This window comes from Pseudomonas sp. MWU347 (assembly GCF_017947305.1).
Taxonomy (GTDB): Bacteria; Pseudomonadota; Gammaproteobacteria; order Pseudomonadales; family Pseudomonadaceae; genus Aquipseudomonas; species Aquipseudomonas putida_A.
The window spans coordinates 12,249-35,072 of the sequence record NZ_JAFGZB010000001.1 but is presented as its reverse complement, the minus strand read 5'-3'; the positions used below and the strand labels follow the sequence as shown (position 1 = coordinate 35,072).

At 61.5% G+C, this 22,824-nt stretch carries 20 protein-coding genes; 17 read left to right on the top strand and 3 right to left on the bottom strand.

Translation table 11 applies throughout. From position 1 onward, the window contains the following. The first annotated feature begins 80 nt into the window (after positions 1-80). Genes KCG87_RS00165 through KCG87_RS00155 form a run of 3 tightly spaced genes read left to right on the top strand, consistent with a single transcriptional unit; the run spans position 81 to position 2,537 of the window. Positions 81-1,100: a phosphotransferase gene (locus KCG87_RS00165; protein WP_210556556.1), complete on the top strand. Its 1,020-nt coding sequence runs from the start codon at positions 81-83 to the stop codon at positions 1,098-1,100. After that, the gene (gene murU, locus KCG87_RS00160; protein WP_210556558.1) at positions 1,097-1,768 is read left to right on the top strand and encodes an N-acetylmuramate alpha-1-phosphate uridylyltransferase MurU; all 672 of its coding nucleotides are present in this window, start codon (positions 1,097-1,099) and stop codon (positions 1,766-1,768) included. The genes KCG87_RS00165 and murU overlap by 4 nt, the downstream gene beginning before the upstream one ends. A 1-nt stretch (position 1,769) precedes the next feature. Next, positions 1,770-2,537 carry a TerB family tellurite resistance protein gene (locus tag KCG87_RS00155; protein WP_027610724.1) on the top strand — a complete coding sequence of 256 codons (768 nt, stop codon included), beginning with the start codon at positions 1,770-1,772 and terminating at the stop codon, positions 2,535-2,537. Positions 2,538-2,667: 130 nt separating this feature from the next. On the opposite strand, the gene KCG87_RS00150 is transcribed toward KCG87_RS00155, so the two are convergent. Then, the gene (locus KCG87_RS00150; RefSeq protein WP_210556560.1) at positions 2,668-3,657 is read right to left on the bottom strand and encodes an alpha/beta hydrolase family protein; all 990 of its coding nucleotides are present in this window, start codon (positions 3,655-3,657) and stop codon (positions 2,668-2,670) included. A 74-nt stretch (positions 3,658-3,731) separates the two neighbouring features. Between KCG87_RS00150 and KCG87_RS00145 the strand changes: the two genes are divergently transcribed. The 10 genes from KCG87_RS00145 (at position 3,732) to trpE (ending at position 16,342) form a co-directional block, all read left to right on the top strand. Beyond that, a complete protein-coding gene (locus KCG87_RS00145; protein WP_210556562.1) occupies positions 3,732-6,128 on the top strand; it encodes a sensor histidine kinase in 2,397 nt (798 codons plus the stop codon). Positions 6,129-6,241: 113 nt separating this feature from the next. Further along, positions 6,242-6,883, top strand: a complete 642-nt coding sequence (locus KCG87_RS00140) for a response regulator transcription factor (RefSeq protein WP_177327384.1) — start codon at positions 6,242-6,244, stop codon at positions 6,881-6,883. Positions 6,884-7,233: 350 nt separating this feature from the next. Next, positions 7,234-8,358, top strand: coding sequence for an ABC transporter ATP-binding protein (locus KCG87_RS00135; protein WP_007966453.1), 1,125 nt, complete (start codon positions 7,234-7,236; stop codon positions 8,356-8,358). Between the two features lie 48 nt (positions 8,359-8,406). Next, positions 8,407-9,450, top strand: coding sequence for an ABC transporter substrate-binding protein (locus KCG87_RS00130; protein ID WP_027610727.1), 1,044 nt, complete (start codon positions 8,407-8,409; stop codon positions 9,448-9,450). 258 nt (positions 9,451-9,708) lie between these two features. Next, a complete protein-coding gene (locus KCG87_RS00125; protein WP_098965898.1) occupies positions 9,709-10,956 on the top strand; it encodes an ABC transporter permease in 1,248 nt (415 codons plus the stop codon). A gap of 12 nt (positions 10,957-10,968) precedes the next feature. Beyond that, positions 10,969-11,793: an ABC transporter permease gene (locus KCG87_RS00120; RefSeq protein WP_041070101.1), complete on the top strand. Its 825-nt coding sequence runs from the start codon at positions 10,969-10,971 to the stop codon at positions 11,791-11,793. A 277-nt stretch (positions 11,794-12,070) separates the two neighbouring features. Then, positions 12,071-13,219: an iron-containing alcohol dehydrogenase gene (locus KCG87_RS00115; protein ID WP_134787464.1), complete on the top strand. Its 1,149-nt coding sequence runs from the start codon at positions 12,071-12,073 to the stop codon at positions 13,217-13,219. Positions 13,220-13,299: 80 nt separating this feature from the next. Next, a complete protein-coding gene (gene rpe, locus KCG87_RS00110; protein WP_003228808.1) occupies positions 13,300-13,974 on the top strand; it encodes a ribulose-phosphate 3-epimerase in 675 nt (224 codons plus the stop codon). Then, positions 13,971-14,789, top strand: coding sequence for a phosphoglycolate phosphatase (locus KCG87_RS00105; RefSeq protein WP_095137402.1), 819 nt, complete (start codon positions 13,971-13,973; stop codon positions 14,787-14,789). The genes rpe and KCG87_RS00105 overlap by 4 nt, the downstream gene beginning before the upstream one ends. A gap of 71 nt (positions 14,790-14,860) precedes the next feature. Then, complete coding sequence (gene trpE, locus KCG87_RS00100; RefSeq protein WP_098965895.1) at positions 14,861-16,342, top strand: anthranilate synthase component I; 1,482 nt, start codon at positions 14,861-14,863, stop codon at positions 16,340-16,342. 173 nt (positions 16,343-16,515) lie between these two features. On the opposite strand, the gene estP is transcribed toward trpE, so the two are convergent. Further along, positions 16,516-18,426, bottom strand: a complete 1,911-nt coding sequence (gene estP, locus KCG87_RS00095; RefSeq protein ID WP_134787463.1) for an esterase EstP — start codon at positions 18,424-18,426, stop codon at positions 16,516-16,518. Positions 18,427-18,833: 407 nt separating this feature from the next. Here estP and KCG87_RS00090 point away from each other — a divergent pair, with 407 nt between their 5' ends. From KCG87_RS00090 to KCG87_RS00075, 4 genes are all read left to right on the top strand, one after another. Then, positions 18,834-19,427, top strand: a complete 594-nt coding sequence (locus tag KCG87_RS00090) for an aminodeoxychorismate/anthranilate synthase component II (protein ID WP_047596412.1) — start codon at positions 18,834-18,836, stop codon at positions 19,425-19,427. 9 nt (positions 19,428-19,436) lie between these two features. Then, positions 19,437-20,486 carry an anthranilate phosphoribosyltransferase gene (trpD, locus tag KCG87_RS00085; RefSeq protein ID WP_003228800.1) on the top strand — a complete coding sequence of 350 codons (1,050 nt, stop codon included), beginning with the start codon at positions 19,437-19,439 and terminating at the stop codon, positions 20,484-20,486. Beyond that, entirely contained in the window at positions 20,483-21,319 is an 837-nt protein-coding gene (gene trpC, locus KCG87_RS00080) for an indole-3-glycerol phosphate synthase TrpC (RefSeq protein ID WP_097089157.1), read from the top strand. The genes trpD and trpC overlap by 4 nt, the downstream gene beginning before the upstream one ends. A gap of 137 nt (positions 21,320-21,456) precedes the next feature. Continuing rightward, positions 21,457-22,158 carry a lipoate--protein ligase family protein gene (locus tag KCG87_RS00075; protein WP_098965890.1) on the top strand — a complete coding sequence of 234 codons (702 nt, stop codon included), beginning with the start codon at positions 21,457-21,459 and terminating at the stop codon, positions 22,156-22,158. Between the two features lie 10 nt (positions 22,159-22,168). Here KCG87_RS00075 and crp read toward each other — a convergent pair whose 3' ends face one another. Next, positions 22,169-22,813 carry a cAMP-activated global transcriptional regulator CRP gene (crp, locus tag KCG87_RS00070; protein WP_007966430.1) on the bottom strand — a complete coding sequence of 215 codons (645 nt, stop codon included), beginning with the start codon at positions 22,811-22,813 and terminating at the stop codon, positions 22,169-22,171. Positions 22,814-22,824 lie beyond the last annotated feature (11 nt).

Genomic DNA, 22,824 nt, shown 5'->3' with positions numbered 1-22,824 from the left:
CGCCTCTCGATGGTCTGAAAAAGATGCTGGATAATAAAGCATGACCCGCTTGACGGCTAGCGCCGTCGGAGACCCTTGCAATGCCTGACCAAGATGTACGCTTGCAACACCTGAAAGTTTGGCTCGATGAGCAGTTGGCAATCCTGTTTGCAGATCAGGGCTGGGGCGCCGTGCCCCCGGCCACGTTGACCGCGGCCAGCAGTGACGCGAGTTTCCGCCGTTATTTCCGCTGGGAAGGCGCGGGGCGCAGCTTCGTCGTGATGGACGCGCCGCCACCCCAGGAAAACTGCAAACCGTTCGTGGATATCGCCTTTTTGCTGGCGAAATCCGGAATTAACGTGCCGAAAATTTATGCAGAAGACCTCGAACGCGGATTTCTTTTGCTCAATGACCTGGGCAACAAGACCTATCTGGACGTAATCGACAGCGAAAATGCCGACGCTTTGCTCAGCGATGCCCTGCAGGCGCTGTTGGCTTTTCAGCAATTGCCGATGGTCGCACCGCTGCCGAGTTACGACGTGGCACTGCTGCGCCGCGAGCTGGAACTGTTCCCCGAGTGGTACGTAAAGCGCGAACTCGGCATCGAGTTCGACGCGGCACAGCAGCAACAATGGCAAGCCGTCAGCGATCTGCTGATCGACAGCGCCCTGGCCCAGCCGAAAGTGCTGGTGCACCGCGACTACATGCCGCGCAATCTGATGCTCAGCGAGCCGAATCCGGGCGTACTGGACTTTCAGGATGCGGTCTACGGCCCGGTCACCTACGACGTCACCTGCCTGTTCAAGGACGCCTTCCTCAGTTGGCCTGAAGAGCGCGTGCGTGGCTGGCTGGAAAGCTACTGGCAGCAAGCCTCGGCGCTGGACATCCCGGTGCAAGCGGATTTCGAAGACTTCCTGCGTGCCAGCGACCTGATGGGCGTACAACGCCACCTGAAAGTCATCGGCATCTTCGCCCGCATCTGCCATCGCGATGGCAAGCCGCGCTACCTGGCCGACGTGCCGCGTTTCTTCGCCTATATAGAAGCGGTGCTTGCGCGTCGTCCTGAACTGGCGGATCTGCAGGCGTTGCTCGCCAGTCTGCGTGGCGGAGCGACTGCATGAAGGCGATGATTCTGGCGGCAGGCAAGGGCGAGCGCATGCGCCCGCTGACCCTGACCACCCCCAAGCCGCTGGTGCGTGCCGGCGGCGTGCCGTTGATCGAATATCACCTGCGCGCGCTGGCGGCGGCTGGTTTCAGCGAGATCGTGATCAACCATGCCTGGCTCGGTCAGCAGATCGAAGATTACCTGGGCGACGGTTCGCAGTTCGGTGTGAGCATCCAGTACTCGCCGGAAGGTGAGCCGCTGGAAACCGGCGGCGGGATTTTCCGCGCCTTGCCGTTGCTCGGTGACGATGCGTTTCTGGTGGTCAACGGTGACATCTGGACCGATTACGACTTCAGCGTGCTGCATCAGCCGATCAACGGTCTGGCGCATCTCTTACTGGCGGACAACCCGGCTCATCATCCGACGGGCGATTTCACCCTGACTGACGGCCGGATACAGGATGGCCAGCAAGGCGCGCAAACCCTGACCTACAGCGGCATCGCCGTGCTCCATCCGCAGTTGTTCGATGGCTGCGCGGACGGCGCATTCAAGCTCGCACCACTGCTGCGCAAAGCCATGGCTGACGGACAGGTCAGCGGTGAGCGTCTGAAAGGTCACTGGGTGGATGTCGGTACGCATGAGCGTCTGGCCGAAGCTGAAGCATTGATAGAAGCGAGTCGTTGATATGTTGTGGCCAGGGACTCTGATTGGAGCCGGAGCGGGTTTTGCGATCGCCAGCATTCCGGGGGCCATGCTTGGGGCATTGTTGGGACAGGCGCTGGATCGGCGCCTGCACCTGCAAAGCTGGGGGCACTTGCGGGAAAAACTCGGCGGACGGCCGATGTTGCGCAACGACGAATTGCTGTTCGTGTTGCTCGGGCGTCTGGCCAAGAGTGACGGGCGAGTGACGGACGGCCATATCCAGCAGGCGCGCCATGAAATGAACGCCCTGGAAATGAGCGAGCCGGCACGGCGGCGGGCGATTGCTGCGTTCAATCGCGGCAAGTCCGGCGGCGACCGCCTGCGCGGTTATCTGCGCCGTCTGAGTGCTCAGCCGCATGCCGCCGAAGGCGTGTTGCGCGCCTGCTGGCGGATGGTCTGGGCCGACGGTCGCGCGGGCGTGAGTGAGCGTGAATTATTGGCGCAGTGGGGCAAGTGGCTGGGTTGGACAACCCACCAGATTCAGGCGCTGGCCAATGATTACGAGCCCAATAAACGGCCGATTGTCAGTGCCGCGGTGAGTTATCAGGAAGCGATGCGCCTGCTCGGGGTGTCGGCGACCAGCGAGCCGGCGCAGATCAAGCGCGCCTATCGCCGGCTGCTCAGTCGTCATCACCCGGACAAGATCGCCGGCAGCGGCGCGACGCCGGAGCAGGTGCGTGACGCGACCGAGAAAACCCGCGAGCTGCACAACGCGTTTACCCTGATTCGGGCGCGGCGGGATTTTCGCTGATCGTTAGAGGTGAGTTGTTGATGAGGGCCTCTTCGCGAGCAAGCCCGCTCCCACATTGATCGCATTCCTACAGATGGAATGCATTCAAATGTGGGAGCGGGCTTGCTCGCGAATGGGGCGACTCGGTCTATCAGTCAGTCTTCTGCGGATTCAACCAGCCACGCACCCGCCGGAACACCTGCTCCTGCTCAGCCTTTTTATCCGGTAACGCCTTGAGCGCCACCTGGCTGAAGGTCGAAGTCTTCAAGCGCTTGCTGGCCTGCATGCGCTCCAGTGCCGCGTTGCGATCCAGCGCCTTGTCCATGTAGAAAATGTCGGCGGTCGGCAACTTCAGGGTCGGCGTCAGCTCGGCCAGCTGTGGCTTGGCCTTGCTCGGCGTTTGCGCATCGACCATCACCAGTTTCTCGACCTGGGAACTCTGTCGCTCGCTGAGATAGCGCGCCGCCCAGTACGCGCCCGTACCGTGACCGAGGACCACGACCCGGCGTGCGCTTTGCTGCTCGGCGTAGGCGATCGCCGCATCGATCCGCGCAAAGATCCGTTCGGCATCAGCCTTGGATTGTTCTTCAGTCGTTTCGGCGACCACCTGATCCGCCACTTCCGCTTCACCGCCCGCCGCCTGTTCGATCGGTTGCGCAGTGGTGGAATCCTTGCTGCCACTTTCCGGGGCTTTCGGCGCGGCGGCGGGCGCAATCACCCGCGGTGCAATGACATCGCTTTGCAGATCCGGCAGGGTGATACTCAGGCTGCTCCACTCGACATCGGGCAATTTGCTGCGCAATGGGCCGATCACTTGCGGCCAGTCAGCGGTTTCACCGGCGCCAGGGACGATAATCACCGCACCTTTCGGGTCGGCAGTGTTGGCCGGTTTCCACAGGGCGAGGAAAGTATCGGCGCCGGCCTGCAATTGCTGCTGTTCTTGTGCCGGGACTTTGCGTTCGAGTGCTGCGGCTTCTTCCTGACTACGCTCAAGCAGTGGCTGGCGTTCGGCCGGTTTTTCGGCGGCCGGTTGCTCGGCGGTGGAGGCGGGCGCCGGATCGGCGGCTTCGACGGAAAACGCACAAGGCAGGATCAGCGACAGGCACAATGCTGGCATTGCCAGGCGGTAGACAGAGGGCATCGGTTATTCCAGGCCAGAAAAGTATCCCGGCAGCCTAATGGGTTGGTCAGAATTTGTCAGTGTACGAGACTTCAATGATGCATTTTTGCTGCCTGTGGGTTATCGGCTGGTTGTGTTTTCCCTTGATGGGCTGGGCGGCGTCTGCGCCGGCGGCGCACGCGGCGCTGTTGACGCCCGGCGAGCAGCAATGGCTGGCGCAGCACCGAGAGCTGCGCGTCGGTCTGGTGTTGCAGGCACCGTACGCGCAGTACGACCGGCGTCTGCAGCGCTTGTCCGGGGCCAATGTCGAATTGATGAAGTCACTGGCCAAAACCCTGAACGTCGAGCTGAGCTGGCGCAATTTTCAGGACCTGGCGCAACTGGAAGACGCCGCCCGCGAAGGCGAAATCGACATCGCCCCGGGCCTGACTCAGACCCCGGGTGCGCTGCGCCTGTGGCTGTTTTCCGATCCTTACATGCGTGTGCCGCAACTGGTGGTCAGCGACCAGAAGAGCGGCGGCGTGGTCGAGCTGGAAAAGCTCGACAGCCTGTCCCGCGTCGCGGTGCGCATGCCCAGCGTCACCGCCGATTATTTGCGCAGCAATTACCCGCACCTGAATCTGCAAGGCGTGCCGCTGGAGCGTCAGGCGCTGCAACTGTTGTTGACTCAACAAGCGTCCTACGCCGTGATAGATGAAGCACAACTTGGGCGGTTGTCCGCCGAACCCGAGTTCGCCGGGTTGGTGGTGGTCGGCGATATCGGCTTGCCGCAGCTGTTGCGGGTTGCCACGCGGCGCGACTGGCCGCAATTGGCCGGGATCATCGAAAGCGCCTTGCGAGCGATCCCGGCCAAGGATTTGGAGCGCCTGCACAACCAATGGCTGCAACCCAAGTACCCACGGCTGACGGAATCACCGGGGTTCTGGCAGAACCTCAGTCTGCTGTTCGCGGTGTTGCTGCTCAGTTGCCTGGCCATCGTGGTCTGGCAACGACGCCAGCAACACAGCCTCGAACAGCGTCTGCTGGCTGCACGTGAAGACATCGCCCTGCGCGCGGCCAGCGAAGAAGCCTTGCGCCTGACCCAGTTTTCCATCGATCAAAGCACCGTCGGCATTCTCTGGGTCAACTGGGACAGCCATGTGCGCTATGCCAACCGCGCGGCGGAACACATGCTCGGTTATCCACAGGGCGCGCTGATCGAGCGGCCGCTGATCGACTTCGAACCCGGTCTGCACATGGACCGCTGGCTCAACCTGTGGAAACGCGCGCGGGCCAGTGAAGAAGGGCCGCTGAGCTTTGAAACCAGTTGCGTGCGCGCCGATGGCAGCATCCTGCCGGCGGACGTCTCGCTGAGTTTTCTGCGTTTTCGCGACAGCGAGTATCTGGTGGTTTATCTCACCGACGTCACCGAGCGCCGCCGCGCCCTGGCCGCGTTGCAGGAAAGTGAAGCGCGCCTGCAAGGCATCGCCGCCAACGTTCCGGGGCTGGTGTTCCGCCTGGAGCGGGCGGCGGTGACCGGGCAGATCGATTTCGCCTACATCAGCGAGGGCAGCGAGAGTCTGGTCGGCTATGCGCCGGCCGCCATCGCCCATCGCGACATGGGCTTGCGCAGTCTGGTGCACCCGGACGACAGGGCCAGTTACCACCAGACTCAGGATCAGGCGCTGGACACCGACAGTGACTGGTCGTGGCAGGGTCGCATCCTCACCCGTCAGGGCGAGCAGCGCTGGGCCGAGATCAAGGCAATCACCCGACAGCTGGAGGATGGCGCCTATGTCTGGGACGGCATCGTCTGGGACATCAGCGAAAGCAAACGTATCGAGCTGGAGCTGGCCGCCTCCCGCGAGCAACTGCGCGAATTGTCGGCGCACCTGGAAAGCGTGCGCGAAGAAGAAAAGGCACGCATCGCCCGAGAAGTGCACGATGAGCTGGGGCAGATGCTCACGGTGCTGAAGCTGGAAACATCGATGTGCGAACTGGCCTACGCACAACTCGACCCGGGGCTGCACGAGCGCTTGAACAGCATGAAACGCCTGATCGCCCAGTTGTTCCAGCTGGTGCGTGATGTGGCGACGGCGTTGCGCCCGCCGATTCTCGATGCCGGGATTGCTTCAGCGATCGAGTGGCAGGCGCGGCGCTTCGAGGCGCGGACGCAGATTCCGTGTCTGGTGCAGGTGCCGGACAATCTGCCGGCGCTCAGCGATGCCAAGGCGATCGGGCTGTTCCGCATTCTGCAGGAGGCGCTGACCAACGTCATGCGCCATGCTCAGGCGCATACTGTGGAGCTGACACTGGCGCTGGAAGGCGACGAGTTGTGTCTGACGGTCAGCGACGATGGCGTAGGCTTTGTCGCTGCGGCGGATCGGCCAACGTCCTTTGGTTTGGTCGGTATGCGCGAGCGGGTGCTGATCATGGGCGGACGCTTGTTGCTTGAGAGTGAGCCGGGGGAGGGCACCAGTCTGAATGTGTGGGTGCCGGTGGATGAGGTTTGAAGGTTGTGGTGTTTGAGCTGACGCTATCGCGAGCAGGCTCGCTCCCACATTGGAATGCACTTCCCTGTGGGAGCGAGCCTGCTCGCGAATGACCTTGGCGCTGAATAAGAATAATGGAGAAGAACGTGATCCGTGTATTGGTAGCCGAAGACCACACCATCGTCCGTGAAGGCATCAAGCAATTGATCGGCCTGGCCAAGGATCTGCAAGTGGTGGGGGAGGCGAGCAATGGCGAGCAGCTCCTCGAAACCTTGCGCAGCGTGCCGTGTGAAGTGGTGTTGCTGGACATCTCGATGCCTGGCGTCAATGGGTTGGAGGCGATTCCGCGGATTCGCGCGCTGAACAATCCACCGGCGATTCTGGTGCTGTCGATGCACGACGAGGCGCAAATGGCCGCCCGTGCACTGAAGGTCGGCGCCGCCGGCTATGCGACCAAGGACAGCGATCCGGCATTGCTGCTGACGGCGATTCGCAAGGTGGCGGCCGGCGGGCGCTACATCGACCCGGAACTGGCCGACCGCATGGTCTTCGAAGTCGGCCTGACCGACACGCGTCCGTTGCATTCGCTGCTGTCCGAGCGTGAGTTCTCGGTGTTCGAGCGCCTGGCCCAGGGCGCCAACGTCAACGACATCGCCCAGCAACTGGCGCTGAGCAGCAAGACCATCAGCACCCACAAGGCGCGGCTGATGCAGAAGCTCAACATCACCTCGCTGGCCGAGCTGGTCAAATACGCGATGGAGCACAAACTCCTCTGAGAACACCGTATTTCTAATGTGGGAGCGGGCTTGCTCGCGAATGCGGTGGGTCATCCAATCATTCATTGACTGACATACCGCATTCGCGAGCAAGCCCGCTCCCACAGGGAATCTCCATCTGGCCTGCCATTGTGGGCATATCCATTAGCGACAGGCGCTTTTGCCTGTTCTTGCAGCTTGCAGCTCATCGCTTGCCGCTGCGTTTGCCAAAACGCGCCATCCTTGTAGGGCAATCCCTACCCCCAACCTTCCATCCGGCTGAGGCGATTCTCTCCTGCGCCCCGATTTGCGTGGCTGGCGCCAGCCACTAGGCTTAATCCACAGCAGTTACCAATAACAAAGGTGTGGGTATGAGCCAGGTCGATTCAAACGCAGGGGCCAGTGACGTGCTGGTCAGCTTTCGTGGAGTGCAGAAGAGCTACGACGGCGAGAACCTGATCGTCAAAGACCTCAACCTGGACATTCGCAAAGGCGAGTTCCTGACCCTGCTCGGGCCGTCCGGCTCGGGCAAGACCACCAGTCTGATGATGCTCGCCGGGTTCGAAACCCCGACCGCTGGCGAAATCCTCCTGGCCGGCCGTGCAATCAACAACGTGCCGCCGCACAAGCGTGACATCGGCATGGTGTTCCAGAACTACGCGCTGTTCCCGCACATGACCGTGGCCGAGAACCTGGCCTTTCCGCTGACCGTACGTGGCCTGAACAAGAGCGACGTCAGCGACAAGGTCAAGAAGGTCCTGAGCATGGTCCAGCTTGACGCGTTCGCTTCGCGCTATCCGGCACAACTCTCCGGCGGTCAGCAGCAGCGTGTGGCGCTGGCGCGGGCGCTGGTGTTCGAACCGCAACTGGTGCTGATGGACGAACCGCTGGGCGCCCTCGACAAGCAACTGCGCGAACACATGCAGATGGAGATCAAGCACCTGCACCAGCGCCTCGGCGTGACCGTGGTCTACGTGACCCACGACCAGGGTGAAGCGCTGACCATGTCCGACCGCGTCGCCGTGTTTCATCAGGGCGAGATCCAGCAGATCGCCCCGCCGCGCACGCTTTACGAAGAACCGAAAAACACCTTCGTCGCCAACTTCATCGGCGAGAACAACCGCCTCAATGGCCGACTGCTCAGCCAGAGCGGCGAGCGTTGCGTGGTCGAGTTGGGTCGCGGCGAGAAGGTCGAGGCGCTGGCGGTCAACGTCGGCCAGACCGGCGAACCCGTGACTCTGTCGATTCGCCCGGAGCGCGTGAGCCTCAACGGTTCGAGCGACCAATGCGTCAACCGCTTCTCAGGGAGGGTGGCGGAATTCATCTATCTGGGCGACCACGTCCGGGTGCGCCTGGAAGTCTGCGGCAAGACCGACTTCTTCGTGAAACAGCCGATTGCCGAGCTCGATCCAGCGCTCGCGGTCGGCGACGTGGTTCCGCTTGGCTGGCAGGTCGAGCACGTTCGCGCACTCGATCCTCTTCTAGAGGCGCACTAAGCGCCCCGGCAATACCAACACCAACCCTGCACGTGGAGAGAACAATAAATGTTGAGATCCCTGAAGTTCACCGCCCTGACCCTGGGCCTGATGGGTGCGGCCAGCGCTATGGCCGCCGGTCCCGATCTGACTGTGGTGTCGTTTGGCGGGGCGAACAAGGCGGCGCAAGTCAAAGCCTTCTACGCACCGTGGGAAGCGGCGGGCAACGGCAAGATCGTTGCCGGCGAGTACAACGGCGAAATGGCCAAGGTCAAAGCCATGGTCGACACCAAGAGCGTGTCGTGGGATCTGGTGGAAGTTGAATCGCCAGAGCTGTCCCGTGGTTGCGATGAAGACATGTTCGAACAGCTCGACCCGGCGCTGTTCGGCAAGACTGAAGACTACGTCAAAGGCGCGATTCAGCCATGCGGCGTGGGCTTCTTCGTCTGGTCGACCGTGCTCGCGTACAACGCCGACAAGCTGAAAACCGCGCCAACCAGTTGGGCCGATTTCTGGGACACCAAGAAATTCCCGGGCAAGCGTGGCCTGCGCAAAGGCGCCAAGTACACCCTGGAATTCGCGCTGATGGCCGACGGTGTTGCACCGAAGGACGTTTATAAAGAGCTGGCGAGCAAGGGTGGGCAGGATCGCGCGTTCAAGAAACTCGATGAACTCAAGCCGAGCATTCAGTGGTGGGAAGCCGGCGCGCAACCACCGCAATACCTTGCTTCCGGTGACGTGGTCATGAGCTCGGCCTACAACGGTCGAATCGCCGCCGTGCAGAAAGAATCCAACCTGAAAGTGGTGTGGAATGGCGGCATCTACGACTTCGATGCGTGGGCCATCCCGAAAGGTCTGGACGCCAAGCGCGCCGAAGCGGCGAAGAAATTCATCGCCTACTCGGTTCAGCCGCAGCAACAGAAGACCTACTCGGAAAACATCGCCTACGGCCCGGCCAACACTCAAGCCGTACCGCTGCTGAGCAAGGACGTGCTGAAAGACATGCCGACCACCCCGGAAAACATCGCCAACCAGGTGCAGATCGACGTCAGCTTCTGGGCTGACAACGGCGAGCAACTGGAGCAGCGCTTCAATTCCTGGGCTGCGAAATAACCACAGTCTGAAGGAAGACTTTGTGGCGAAGGAGCTTGTGTGGTGAGGGGATTTATCCCCGATGGGTTGCGAAGCAGCCCCCGAAGCCATACCCGCTCGGTGTGTCAGATAAACCGGATTCTCAGGTTTTACGACTGCTGCGCAGCCGATCGGGGATAAATCCCCTCGCCACAAAAACTCCTCTGAGACCTGTGGTGTTTCAACACAACAGAGGTGGTTCGCCACCTCTGTAACGATCAAAGATTTGCGGAGTACGTCATGGCCATCGCCGTTCCCCTGAACGAGGGCGCCAGCCCCACCTTGAAGCAGAAGCTCAAGCGCGCCGAGCGGGTCAACCGCTGGAAGGCTCAGGCGTTGATTGCGCCGCTGGTGCTGTTTCTGTTGCTGGTGTTTCTGGTGCCGATCGTGGCGCTGCTCTACAAAAGCGTCGGCAACCCGGAAGTGGTCGGCGGCATGCCGCGCACCGTGGCGGCCATCGCCAGTTGGGACGGCCGTGGCCTGCCCGCTGAACCGGTGTACAAAGCGGCCGGCGAAGATCTCGCCGAAGCCCGCAAAAACCAGACGCTGGGCGATCTGTCCAAGCGCTTGAACATGGAGTTGGCCGGCTATCGCAGCCTGCTGACCAAAACTGCCCGGGCGCTGCCCTTCGCCAGCGAACCGGCCTCCTATAAAGAAGCCCTCGAAGCGCTCGATGAGCGTTGGGGCGATCCGGCCTACTGGCAAGCGGTCAAACGCAACACCAGCAGCATCACGCCTTACTACCTGCTGGCGGCGGTGGATCACCGTATCGATGATCTCGGCGAACTGGCCCCGGCCACCCCGGATCAGGCGATCTACCTCGACATCTTCGCCCGCACGTTCTGGATGGGCCTGATCATCACCGTGATCTGTCTGTTCCTCGCCTATCCACTGGCCTACCTGCTGGCGAACCTGCCATCACGGCAGAGCAACCTGCTGATGATTCTGGTGCTGCTGCCGTTCTGGACCTCGATTCTGGTGCGGGTCGCGGCGTGGATCGTGTTGCTGCAATCGGGCGGGCTGATCAACAGCGCACTAATGGCGATGGGCATCATTGATAAGCCGCTGGAGCTGGTGTTCAACCGCACCGGGGTCTACATCTCGATGGTGCACATTCTGCTGCCGTTCATGATTCTGCCGATCTACAGCGTGATGAAAGGCATCTCGCCAACCTACATGCGCGCCGCCATCTCGTTGGGCTGCCATCCGTTCGCCAGTTTCTGGCGGGTGTATTTCCCGCAGACTTATGCCGGCGTCGGTGCCGGTTGCCTGTTGGTGTTCATCCTCGCCATCGGCTACTACATCACCCCGGCGCTGCTCGGCAGCCCGAACGATCAGATGGTCAGTTACTTCGTCGCGTTCTACACCAACACCAGCATCAACTGGGGCATGGCCACTGCACTGGGCGGCCTGTTGCTGCTGGCGACCGTGGTGCTTTATCTGATCTACAGCTGGCTGGTGGGCGCCAGTCGCCTGCGCCTGAGCTAAGGGGAATTTGAAATGCTGAGTCCTTACATGTCGCCCATCGAACGGGTGTGGTTCTACAGCTTGCGGATCCTCTGTGGCCTGATCCTGCTGTTCCTGATTCTGCCGGTACTGGTGATCGTGCCGCTGTCGTTCAACTCCGGCAGTTTTCTGGTGTACCCACTGCAGGGCTTCTCCCTGCACTGGTATCAGGACTTCTTCGCCTCGGCGGAATGGATGCGCTCGCTGAAGAACAGCATCATCGTCGCTCCTGCGGCGACCGTGCTGGCGATGGTCTTCGGCACCCTGGCCGCCATTGGCCTGACCCGTGGCGATTTCCCCGGTAAGGCGCTGGTGATGGCGCTGGTGATTTCGCCGATGGTGGTGCCGGTGGTGATCATTGGTGTGGCGAGTTATCTGTTCTTCGCGCCGCTGGGTCTGGGCAACAGCTTCTTCTCGCTGATCGTGGTGCACGCAGTGCTGGGTGTGCCGTTCGTGATCATCACCGTGTCGGCGACGTTGCAGGGGTTCAACCACAATCTGGTGCGGGCGGCGGCCAGCCTTGGCGCTTCGCCATTGACCACGTTCCGTCGGGTGACCCTGCCGTTAATTGCGCCGGGGGTGATTTCCGGGGCGCTGTTTGCCTTTGCCACTTCGTTCGATGAAGTAGTGGTGACGCTGTTCCTCGCCGGCCCCGAGCAAGCGACCTTGCCACGGCAGATGTTCAGCGGGATCCGCGAGAACCTCAGCCCGACGATTGCGGCGGCGGCCACCTTGCTGATCGCTTTTTCGGTGATTTTGTTACTGACGCTGGAATGGCTGCGTGGCCGTAGCGAGAAACTGCGTACCGCGCAGGTCTGACGCCCAGATCAAAAGCCACCCCCTCACCCCAGCCCTCTCCCCCAAGGGGGCGAGGGGGAAAGGGAGCAGATCTTCATGCTGTTCAGAATATGAGTTCGACTCGGTATTGCACGTCGATGGACTTCGAGAGTGCAGCTCGGTCAGTCCCCTCTTCCTCCGGGAGAGGGTTAGGGTGAGGGGCTTTTGCTCTTGATTATTCACCAACTGAATACCAGACAACCCCAAACCCTCAGCTACGCTTGTGCTCAGCTCCCACATCTATAAGAGGCTGCGCACGATGAGTCTGTCCCAGTTCAAAATTGCTCACAAACTGATCACCGGCGCCGGGGCCATCGAGCAACTGGCGGCGGAGCTCACGCGGCTGGATATCGACAACCCGCTGATCGTCACCGACGCCGCGCTGGTCAAGTCCGGCACCGTGGAGCTGGCGCTGTGCCAATTGGGCGGGCGCGAGTACGAGATTTTTGATCGGGTGCTGCCGGACCCGGAAATCGCCATCGTCGAAGATTGCATGCGCGTGTATCGCGAGGGCGGGCATGACGGCTTGATCGGTCTCGGTGGCGGCAGTGCCATCGACATCGCCAAGAGTGTCGCCGCGTATGCCGGATACCACGGCGCGCTGGAAGACCTGTTCGGCGTCGATCAGGTGCCGCGCAAAGGCCCGCCGCTGATCGCCATCCCGACCACCGCCGGCACCGGCTCGGAAGTGACTAACGTCGCCATCCTCTCCGACAAGGTCGCGCAACTGAAGAAAGGCATCGTCAGCGACTACCTGTTGCCGGACGTGGCGCTGGTCAGCCCGCAAATGACCCTGACCTGCCCGCGCAGCGTCACCGCCGCCAGTGGCGTCGATGCGCTGGTGCATGCCATCGAATCCTATCTGTCGGTCAACGCTTCGCCGATCACCGACTCGCTGGCGCTCGGCGCAATCAGGTTGATTGCCCGGTCGCTGCCCAAGGCCTACGCCAATGGCGCCAATCTGCAAGCCCGGGAAGACATGGCCACCGCCAGCCTGATGGCCGGCATGGCGTTCGGCAATGCCGGAGTCGGCGCGGTGCATGCGTTGGCCTATCCGTTGGGCGGGCGCTTCAACATCGCCCATGGCGTCAGTAACGCGTTGTTGCTGCCGTATGTCATGACCTGGAACAAGATGGCCTGCGTCGAGCGCATGCAGGATATCGCCGAAGCCATGGGTGTGAAGACCGTTCATCTGAGCGCCACCGAGGCGGCGGACAAAGCCGTGCAGGCAATGACCGAACTGTGCGCGGCGGTGGAAATTCCGGCCGGGCTGCGCAGTTTTGGCGTTCCGCAAGAGGCGATCCCGGCCATGGCCGTGGAGGCCGCGGGAATCGAGCGTTTGATGCGCAACAACCCGCGCAAGCTCAGCGCTGCGGATATCGAGAAGATCTACCGGGCGGCGTACTGATCATCGCGGTCACGGTGCGCGCACGGAAACTTGAGGTATACAATGCGCGCCATCGTGATTTAGCTCAGAAAAGGTGCGTCATGCAGCCCTTCGTAATTGCTCCGTCGATTCTCTCCGCCGACTTCGCCCGCCTCGGCGAGGAAGTGGACAACGTTCTGGCCGCCGGTGCCGACTTCGTTCACTTCGATGTCATGGACAACCACTACGTGCCGAACCTGACCATCGGCCCGATGGTTTGCGCGGCCCTGCGCAAGTACGGCATCACTGCGCCGATCGACGCACACCTGATGGTCAGCCCGGTGGATCGCATTGTCGGCGACTTCATTGAGGCCGGCGCCACTTACATCACCTTCCACCCGGAAGCCACGCTGCACGTCGATCGTTCGCTGCAACTGATCCGTGAAGGCGGCTGCAAATCCGGTCTGGTGTTCAACCCGGCGACCCCGCTGGACGTGCTCAAGTACGTGATCGACAAGGTCGACATGGTCTTGCTGATGAGCGTCAACCCGGGCTTCGGCGGGCAGAAGTTCATTCCTGGCACCCTCGACAAACTGCGCGAAGCGCGGGCGATCATCGATGCCTCGGGCCGTGACATTCGTCTGGAAATCGACGGCGGCGTCAACGTCAACAACATCCGTGAAATCGCGGCCGCTGGCGCTGACACCTTTGTGGCCGGCTCGGCAATCTTCAATGCGCCGAACTATCAGGAAGTCATCGACAAGATGCGTTCCGAACTGGCGCTGGCGCGCCCATGAGCGGTTTTGAGCAGCTGTTCCCGGGGCAACTGCCACGGTTGGTGATGTTCGATCTGGATGGCACGTTGATCGACTCGGTTCCCGACCTGGCGGCGGCGGTGGACACCATGCTGCTCTCCCTCGGCCGCAAGCCTGCCGGTATCGAGGCGGTACGCGAGTGGGTCGGCAATGGCGCACCGGTGCTGGTGCGCCGGGCGCTGGCCGGTGGCATCGATCATTCGGCGGTGGATGACGTCGAGGCCGAGCACGCGCTGGAAGTATTCATGGAAGCCTATGGCGCGAGCCACGAGTTGACCGTGGTCTATCCCGGCGTACGCGACACTCTCAAATGGCTGCACAAACAGGGCGTGGCCATGGCATTGATCACCAACAAGCCGGAGCGTTTTGTCGCGCCGCTGCTGGATCAGATGAAGATCGGCCGCTACTTCAAGTGGATCATCGGCGGCGACACCCTGCCGCAAAAGAAACCCGACCCGGCGGCACTGTTCTTCGTGATGAAGATGGCCAACATCCCGGCCTCGCAATCGCTGTTCGTCGGCGATTCGCGCAGCGACGTGCTGGCGGCGAAAGCGGCGGGGGTCAAGTGCGTGGCGCTGAGCTACGGCTACAACCACGGTCGACCGATTGCCGAGGAATCCCCGGCACTGGTGATCGACGATCTGCGCAAGCTAATTCCCGGTTGCCTCGGTACAGCCGCTGAGATAACGTTGCCCGACGCTGCTCAATCCCATTCTGGAAACGCCATCGTGGTGGTCACCCGCAAACTCTGGATGAAAGTCATCAAGGCCCTGGCCCGCTGGCGTTGGCGCGCCTGACTGATGCCTGGCCGGCTTGCCGGCGCGTTTGCACACCTGACTGATTTGCCCCTCACACCACGAGGCACCCCATGATCCGCGAAGAATTCCTGCGCCTGGCCGCTGACGGCTACAACCGCATTCCGTTGGCCTGCGAAACCCTGGCCGACTTCGACACCCCGCTGTCGATCTACCTGAAACTGGCCGACCAGCCAAACTCCTACCTGCTCGAATCGGTGCAGGGTGGCGAGAAATGGGGCCGTTACTCGATCATCGGCCTGCCGTGCCGCACCGTGCTGCGGGTGCACGACCATCACGTGAGCATCACCGTCGATGGCGTCGAGACCGAAAGCCATGACGTCGAAGACCCGCTGGCTTTCGTCGAAACCTTCAAGGCCCGCTACAACGTGCCGACCATCGCCGGTCTGCCGCGTTTCAACGGTGGCCTGGTCGGTTACTTCGGTTATGACTGTGTGCGTTATGTCGAGAAGCGTCTGGGCAAATGCCCGAACCCGGACCCACTGGGCGTGCCGGACATTCTGCTGATGGTTTCCGATGCAGTGGTGGTGTTCGACAACCTCGCCGGCAAGATGCACGCGATTGTCCTCGCCGATCCGGCGCAAGCCGATGCTTACGAGCAGGGTCAGGCGCAATTGCAGGCACTGCTGGAGAAACTGCGCCAGCCGATCACCCCGCGCCGTGGCCTGGATTTCAGCAAGCAACAAGCGGCTGATCCGCTGTTCCGCTCCAGTTTCACCCAGAGCGACTACGAAAAAGCCGTCGACACCATCAAGGAATACATCCTCGCGGGCGATTGCATGCAGGTCGTGCCGTCGCAGCGCATGTCGATCGACTTCAAGGCGGCGCCGATCGATCTGTATCGTGCCCTGCGTTGCTTCAACCCGACGCCGTACATGTACTTCTTCAACTTCGGCGACTTCCACGTCGTCGGCAGTTCGCCGGAAGTGCTGGTACGGGTCGAAGACAACCTGATCACCGTGCGCCCGATTGCCGGCACTCGTCCACGCGGAGCCACCGAAGAGGCGGATCTGGCGCTGGAAGAGGATCTGCTGTCGGACGACAAGGAGATCGCCGAGCACTTGATGCTGATCGACCTTGGTCGTAACGACACTGGCCGGGTTTCGGAAATCGGCTCGGTGAAACTCACCGAGAAAATGGTCATCGAGCGCTATTCCAACGTGATGCACATCGTCTCCAACGTCACCGGCCAGTTGAAGGCCGGGCTGACCGCGATGGACGCGCTGCGGGCGATTCTGCCGGCGGGCACCTTGTCCGGCGCACCGAAGATCCGTGCGATGGAAATCATCGACGAACTGGAGCCAGTCAAGCGTGGCGTGTATGGCGGTGCGGTCGGTTACTTTGCCTGGAACGGCAACATGGACACAGCGATTGCGATTCGTACCGCGGTGATCAAGAACGGCGAACTGCACGTGCAGGCCGGTGGCGGCATCGTTGCCGACTCGGTGCCGGCGCTGGAGTGGGAAGAAACCCTGAACAAACGCCGCGCGATGTTCCGCGCCGTGGCCCTGGCTGAGCAGACCCCGGAAAGCTGAGTCCACACAATCCCCCTGTGGGAGCGGGCTTGCTCGCGAATACGGGCTGGCATTCAAAATGGATGTCGGCTGATACACCGCTTTCGCGAGCAAGCCCGCTCCCACATTGTGTTGTGATCAGCCATAAAAAAACGCGGCGCCTGTGAGGGCGCCGCGTTTTTTATGCCAGCAGATCAGAAATCGAGACTGACCCCGACGTTCACCCCCTGCTGGGTAAAGTCATCATCCTTGCGCACGTTGTAGCTGGCGCGCAACGCCAAATCCTGCGTGAGCTTATGGCTCACGCCCAGGTTCAGGCGATTGAGGTTGGTCTGCGGCTCGTAGCCTTCGAGCGTGAAACGGTTGCCCGGCAGGCTGTTGAGGTTGATGGTCAGATCCTGGCGGTCGTCGTTGTACTCACGTTCGTGAGCGAACTCACCGAACACTTCAGTCTGCGCGGTGATCTGGTACTTGCCTTGGATACCCACGCCCAGACGCCGCGAGTTGCGCGACTGGTCATCGAAGGTCAGCGCTGTGGAATCCGCGCCTTTTTCCGAGTAGCCATCGACTTCGGTCTTGCCAAAGTCGGCGCTGACGAACGGCGACAGGTGCCACGGGCTGCTGGCCTGCTGCGCGATGTCGTAGCCGAGGCGGCCGCTGATCGCCAGCACGTAACCGTCGGTATCGCCTTTCTCTCCGCGCTCGTTGACCCCAAGCTGGAATTTACGCTTGAGGCTGTCGTAGTCGAGTTTGCCGGCGGTCATCGCCAGATCGCCCCACCAGCGGTTTTGCTGATACTGGGCGAACGCGGTGCCCATGTAGGAGTTGAGTTTGTATTCCGAGTCGGCGTCGCCGGCTTCGAGTTTCTGGTTATAGAAACCTGCGGCCAAACCGACGCGCCAGGCTTCGTTGACGCGATAGCTGCCGCCGATGTTCAGGTTGTAGCCGTTGCCGTCGGCACTGGCGGCGCTGTGTTGGCCGTCGAAGTCCTGATGTTGACCGCCGCCGGCAACGATGGCGCGCCATTGGCCCACGGCTTGCCAGTTTTCCCAATCGGCCAGCCATTGATTGCGCAGTTCATCCTGATGCGCGCGCAACGAACCCTGGGCCATTTCCGGCAGCAGGGTCAGCTCCCAAGGGGCGGCGAGCAGCGAGTAGGCGTAGTCGGCAATCAAGCGCTGGCCGGCTTCGGTCGGGTGCACTGCGTCGTTGTAGATCAGCTTGGTCGGATCCGGCGTAGCGCTGTTGATGCCGTATCGGGCGTTCTCGGTGCAACTGTTGCCGCTGAAGCAGGTGGCCGTCAGGTTCTGGTCGGTCGCGAGGCCGAACTGCGCCGGGTTGGCGAACGCTTCTTTGAGCAGCACCGGGATGTTCAGCGGGATGATTTCGGCGTTGATGCCCTGCAACTGCTTGACCAGCTCGGTGTTGAACTGGGCGCTGAGCTGCGAGGTGAAACCCTGCAGCGGCGAGCCGTTGATGGCCGGGGTCAGGCCGATGTCCGGCAGCAGCCAGACCATGATGTATTTGGCGCCGGCGCCTTGCAGCGTGCGGGCGCTGTCGGCCAGGCGATCGGCTGCGGCGCTGGCCTGATCGAGACTGAGTACGCGGCCTTGAAGGAAATCGTTGCCGCCCCCCGACAGGTAATACAGCGCGTTCGGGTCGGCACGGAAGCCGTTCGACGGCAGGTAACCGCTGCGGGTGCGTTCGCCGGTGGCGGACTGGGTGGTGATCGAGTCGAGGATCTGGTCGGTACGGTAACCGCCCACCGCCCAGTTGTTGCCATCGGCCAGACCTTCACCGGCGCGCACGGCCGAGGACGAGGAGGCGGTCTGGTCGGGGTTGAAACCCAGTTTGCCGCCGATGATCTGGGTGGCGTTGAGGTCACGGTTTTCTCCGGTGCCGTCCTTGTACAGCGGGCCGGTGCGGTTGGTGTAGCGTTGCGTGGCGCCGGCCGGGCCGCCGCTGTCCTTGAAGGTCCCGGCATCGTTCAGGCTGTCGCCGAAGACGATGAAGTTGGAGTAGGGCGCGGGTGCTGCGTACGCCTGGGCGCAAGCCATGGCGAGCAGGCAACCGGCGAGCGGTACAAACAACGTCTGTTTGATCATGAGCAAGTCCGTTTATTTATTGTTGTAGGTGAACGAAACGACAGTACCAAAAACTCCCGGCGTTTTGCCATCGGTCGCGAAGCCTCCCTTAGTTTTGTCCCCCGTCAGCCCCGCCATATTGCACGCTCCGTCCAGCTAAGTTACTGTGCCGGAACGTATGAACGAGACCTTCCCCGTGTTGATCGTCAGCAAACTTCTGGATCAAGTCATCAAGGCACACGCCCGTTGGCGTTGGCGCGCCTGAATCTTTTCTGCCGGCCCGGCCGGATCTGTATCGCTTTGCCTTCCTTACCCGTTTGAAATGCCGCTGTGCCGACGCCACCTGCGCGTCCGACATCGTGCAGCGCCCTGCGGGCAAGTCATTCGAAGGCTGTCTTCAAGTCAGAATTCAAGAGGTTCGAAACGCCATGTTGCTGATGATCGACAACTACGACTCCTTTACTTACAACGTTGTGCAGTACCTCGGCGAGCTGGGTGCCGAGGTCAAAGTCGTGCGCAACGACGAACTGACCGTCGCCGAAATCGAAGCGCTCAACCCCGAGCGCATCGTGGTCTCGCCAGGCCCGTGCACGCCGACCGAAGCCGGCATTTCCATCGAAGCCATCAAGCATTTCGCCGGCAAATTGCCGATCCTCGGCGTCTGCCTCGGCCATCAATCGATTGGCCAAGCGTTCGGCGGCGATGTCGTGCGTGCCCGTCAGGTGATGCACGGTAAGACTAGTCCGGTATTCCACGAGGACAAGGGCGTTTTCGCCGGTCTGAATCATCCGCTGACGGTTACCCGCTACCACTCGCTGATCGTCAAGCACGATACTTTGCCCGAGTGCCTGGAGCTGACCGCGTGGACCCAGCACGACGACGGCTCGGTCGACGAAATCATGGGCCTGCGGCACAAGACCCTGAACATTGAGGGCGTGCAGTTCCACCCTGAGTCGATCCTGACCGAGCAGGGCCATGAACTGTTTGCCAACTTCCTCAAACAAACCGGCGGCACGCGCTAAGGACTTCCCATGAATATCAAGACAGCCCTGAGCCGTATCGTCGAACACCTCGACCTCAGCACCGAAGAAATGCGCGACGTGATGCGCGAAATCATGACCGGTCAATGCACCGAGGCGCAGATCGGCGCATTCATGATGGCCATGCGCATGAAGAGCGAGAGCATCGATGAAATCGTCGGCGCCGTTTCGGTGATGCGTGAGCTGGCCGATCAGGTCGAACTCAAGACCCTCGACGGCGTGGTCGATGTGGTCGGCACTGGCGGTGACGGTGCGAACATTTTCAACGTGTCGACGGCGTCCGCGTTTGTCGTCGCGGCAGCCGGTTGTACCGTGGCCAAGCACGGCAACCGCGCGGTATCGGGCAAGAGCGGCAGCGCCGACTTGCTCGAAGCAGCCGGCATCTACCTGAACCTGACGCCGGTACAGGTCGCCCGTTGCATCGACAACGTCGGCATCGGTTTCATGTTTGCCCAGACTCATCACAAAGCCATGAAGTACGCCGCTGGCCCGCGTCGCGATCTCGGCCTGCGTACGCTGTTCAACATGCTCGGCCCGCTTACGAATCCGGCCGGTGTCAAACATCAGGTGGTGGGCGTGTTTACGCCCGCGCTGTGCCGGCCATTGGCCGAAGTCTTGCAGCGCCTGGGCAGCAAGCACGTACTGGTGGTGCATTCGAAGGACGGTCTGGACGAGTTCAGTCTCGCCGCGCCGACCTTCGTCGCTGAACTGAAGAACAACGAAATCACCGAATATTGGGTCGAGCCGGAAGATCTGGGCATGAAGAGCCAGAGCCTGCACGGCCTCTCGGTCGAAGGCCCGGAAGCGTCGTTGGCGCTGATTCGCGATGCGCTGGGCAAGCGCAAGACCGAGAACGGCCAGAAAGCTGCCGAAATGATTGTGCTCAATGCCGGTGCGGCGCTGTACGCGGCTGACCTGGCGACCAGTCTCAAAGAAGGCGTGGCACTTGCGCACGATGCTCTGCACACCGGTCTTGCTCGGGAAAAACTCGAGGAGTTGGGTGCCTTTACCGCGGTATTCAAAGTGGAGAATGAGGGATGAGTGTACCGACGGTTCTGGAAAACATTCTGGCGCGCAAAGTCCAGGAAGTCGCCGAGCGTAGCGCTCGCGTCAGCCTGAGCGAGCTGGAAAGTCTGGCCAAGGCGGCCGATGCACCCCGTGGTTTTGCCCAGGCATTGCTGGCGCAGGCCAAGAAGAAGCAACCGGCGGTGATCGCCGAAATCAAAAAGGCTTCGCCGAGCAAAGGCGTGATCCGCGAGAACTTCGTGCCTGCCGACATTGCCAAGAGCTACGAGAAGGGCGGTGCGACCTGTCTGTCCGTACTGACTGATATCGACTACTTCCAGGGCGCCGATGCCTACCTGCAACAGGCCCGCGCCGCGTGCAAATTGCCGGTGATCCGCAAGGACTTCATGATCGATCCGTACCAGATCGTCGAAGCCCGCGCGCTGGGCGCCGACTGCGTGCTGTTGATCGTCTCCGCACTGGACGACGTGAAAATGGCTGAGCTGGCCTCGGTGGCCAAAGGCGTGGGTCTCGATGTGCTGGTGGAAGTGCACGATGGCGATGAGCTGGAACGCGCACTGAAAACCCTCGACACGCCGCTGGTCGGGGTCAACAACCGCAACCTGCACACCTTCGACGTCAGCCTGGAAACCACCCTCGACCTGCTGCCGCGCATCCCGCGCGACCGTATGGTGATTACCGAGAGCGGCATCCTCAACCGTGCCGATGTCGAGTTGATGGAAATCAGCGACGTTTATGCGTTCCTGGTGGGCGAAGCGTTCATGCGCGCGGAAAGCCCGGGCACCGAACTGCAGCGCCTGTTCTTCCCGGAGCGTGGCGTTCCGGTCAGTGGTTCGACTCTCGACTGATTGCCGTTAGACCGAGTCGACCCCTTCGCGAGCAAGCCCGCTCCCACATTTGGAATGCATTTCCCCCTGTGGGAGCGGGCTTGCTCGCGAAAGGGCCTTCAAATTTCCCGAAGATTTACGATCTGCCGGAGTTCTCCATGTCGCTGCCAACCCCCCTGACCATCGAAGCCGGCCTCAAGGCCGAGCAAGACCTGTTGGCCTCGATCTGCGCCGGCGACGCCGAATTCGGCCTGCTGTTCTGGCAACCGAGCGATTGCGCTCTGGTCATGCCGCGCCGGCTCAATCGTCTGCCCGGTTTTGACCACGCCTGTGAAGTCTCCGCTGCTGCCGGCTGGCCAGTCTTGCTGCGGGAAACCGGCGGTGAACCGGTCCCGCAATCCGCTTCAACCATCAACATCGCATTGGTTTACGCCCCGCCCCGCAGCGAGGGCGATCTGAACCGCATCGAAACCGGTTACCGGCGCCTGTGTGATCCGATCTGTGAATTGCTCGATGAGTTGGGTGGTGTGTCGTCGTTGGGCGAAATCGACGGCGCGTTCTGCGACGGTCGTTTCAACGTCAATCTCGACGGCCGCAAGATGGTCGGCACCGCTCAGCGCTGGCGCCAGAGTCAGGGCGGGCAGCGTCCGGTGGGGCTGGTGCACGGGGCGATGCTGATGGATAACGAGCGCGAGTCGATGGTTGCAGCGGTCAATCGCTTCAACGAGGCTTGCGGTCTGGAGCAGCGGGTGCGCGCCGAAAGCCACATCGCCCTGCATGAGAAGTTCGTCGCGCCAACGGCTTTGGCGCGTCTGGATGAGCTGTTTCGTCTGATGCTGGCGCAGGTCTACAGCGCCTGATTTTGTGCGCTTAGCGCGTGCCGAAGACCACCATGGTCTTGCCTTTCACATCGACCAGGTTGCGTTCTTCAAGATCCTTGAGCACGCGACCGACCATCTCCCGCGAACAACCGACAATCCGGCCGATTTCCTGACGGGTCACCTTGATCTGCATGCCGTCCGGGTGGGTCATCGCGTCGGGCTGCTTACACAGCTCCAGCAGGCAGCGGGCCACGCGACCGGTAACGTCGAAGAACGCCAGGTCGCCGACCTTGCGCGTGGTATTGCGCAGACGTTGGGCGATTTGTCCGCTGAGGACGTAAAGAATGTCTGGATCCTGCTGCGACAGTTCGCGGAACTTCACGTAGCTGATTTCGGCGATTTCGCATTCGACCTTGGCCCGCACCCATGCGCTGCGTTGCTGTTCCTGGCCTGCCTGTTCGAACAGACCCAGCTCGCCGAAGAAGTCCCCGGCGTTGAGGTAGGCGATGATCATTTCGCGGCCGTCGTCATCTTCGATCAAGATGGTGACCGAACCTTTGATGATGAAGTACAGCGTGTCCGAGCGATCGCCGGCGCAGATGATGTTGCTCTTGGCCGCATGGCGACGGCGCTGGCAATGCATCAACAGCTTGTCGAGGTTCTTGATTTTGGGTGTGGGGGTAATAGCAACCATGGTTGTATCCC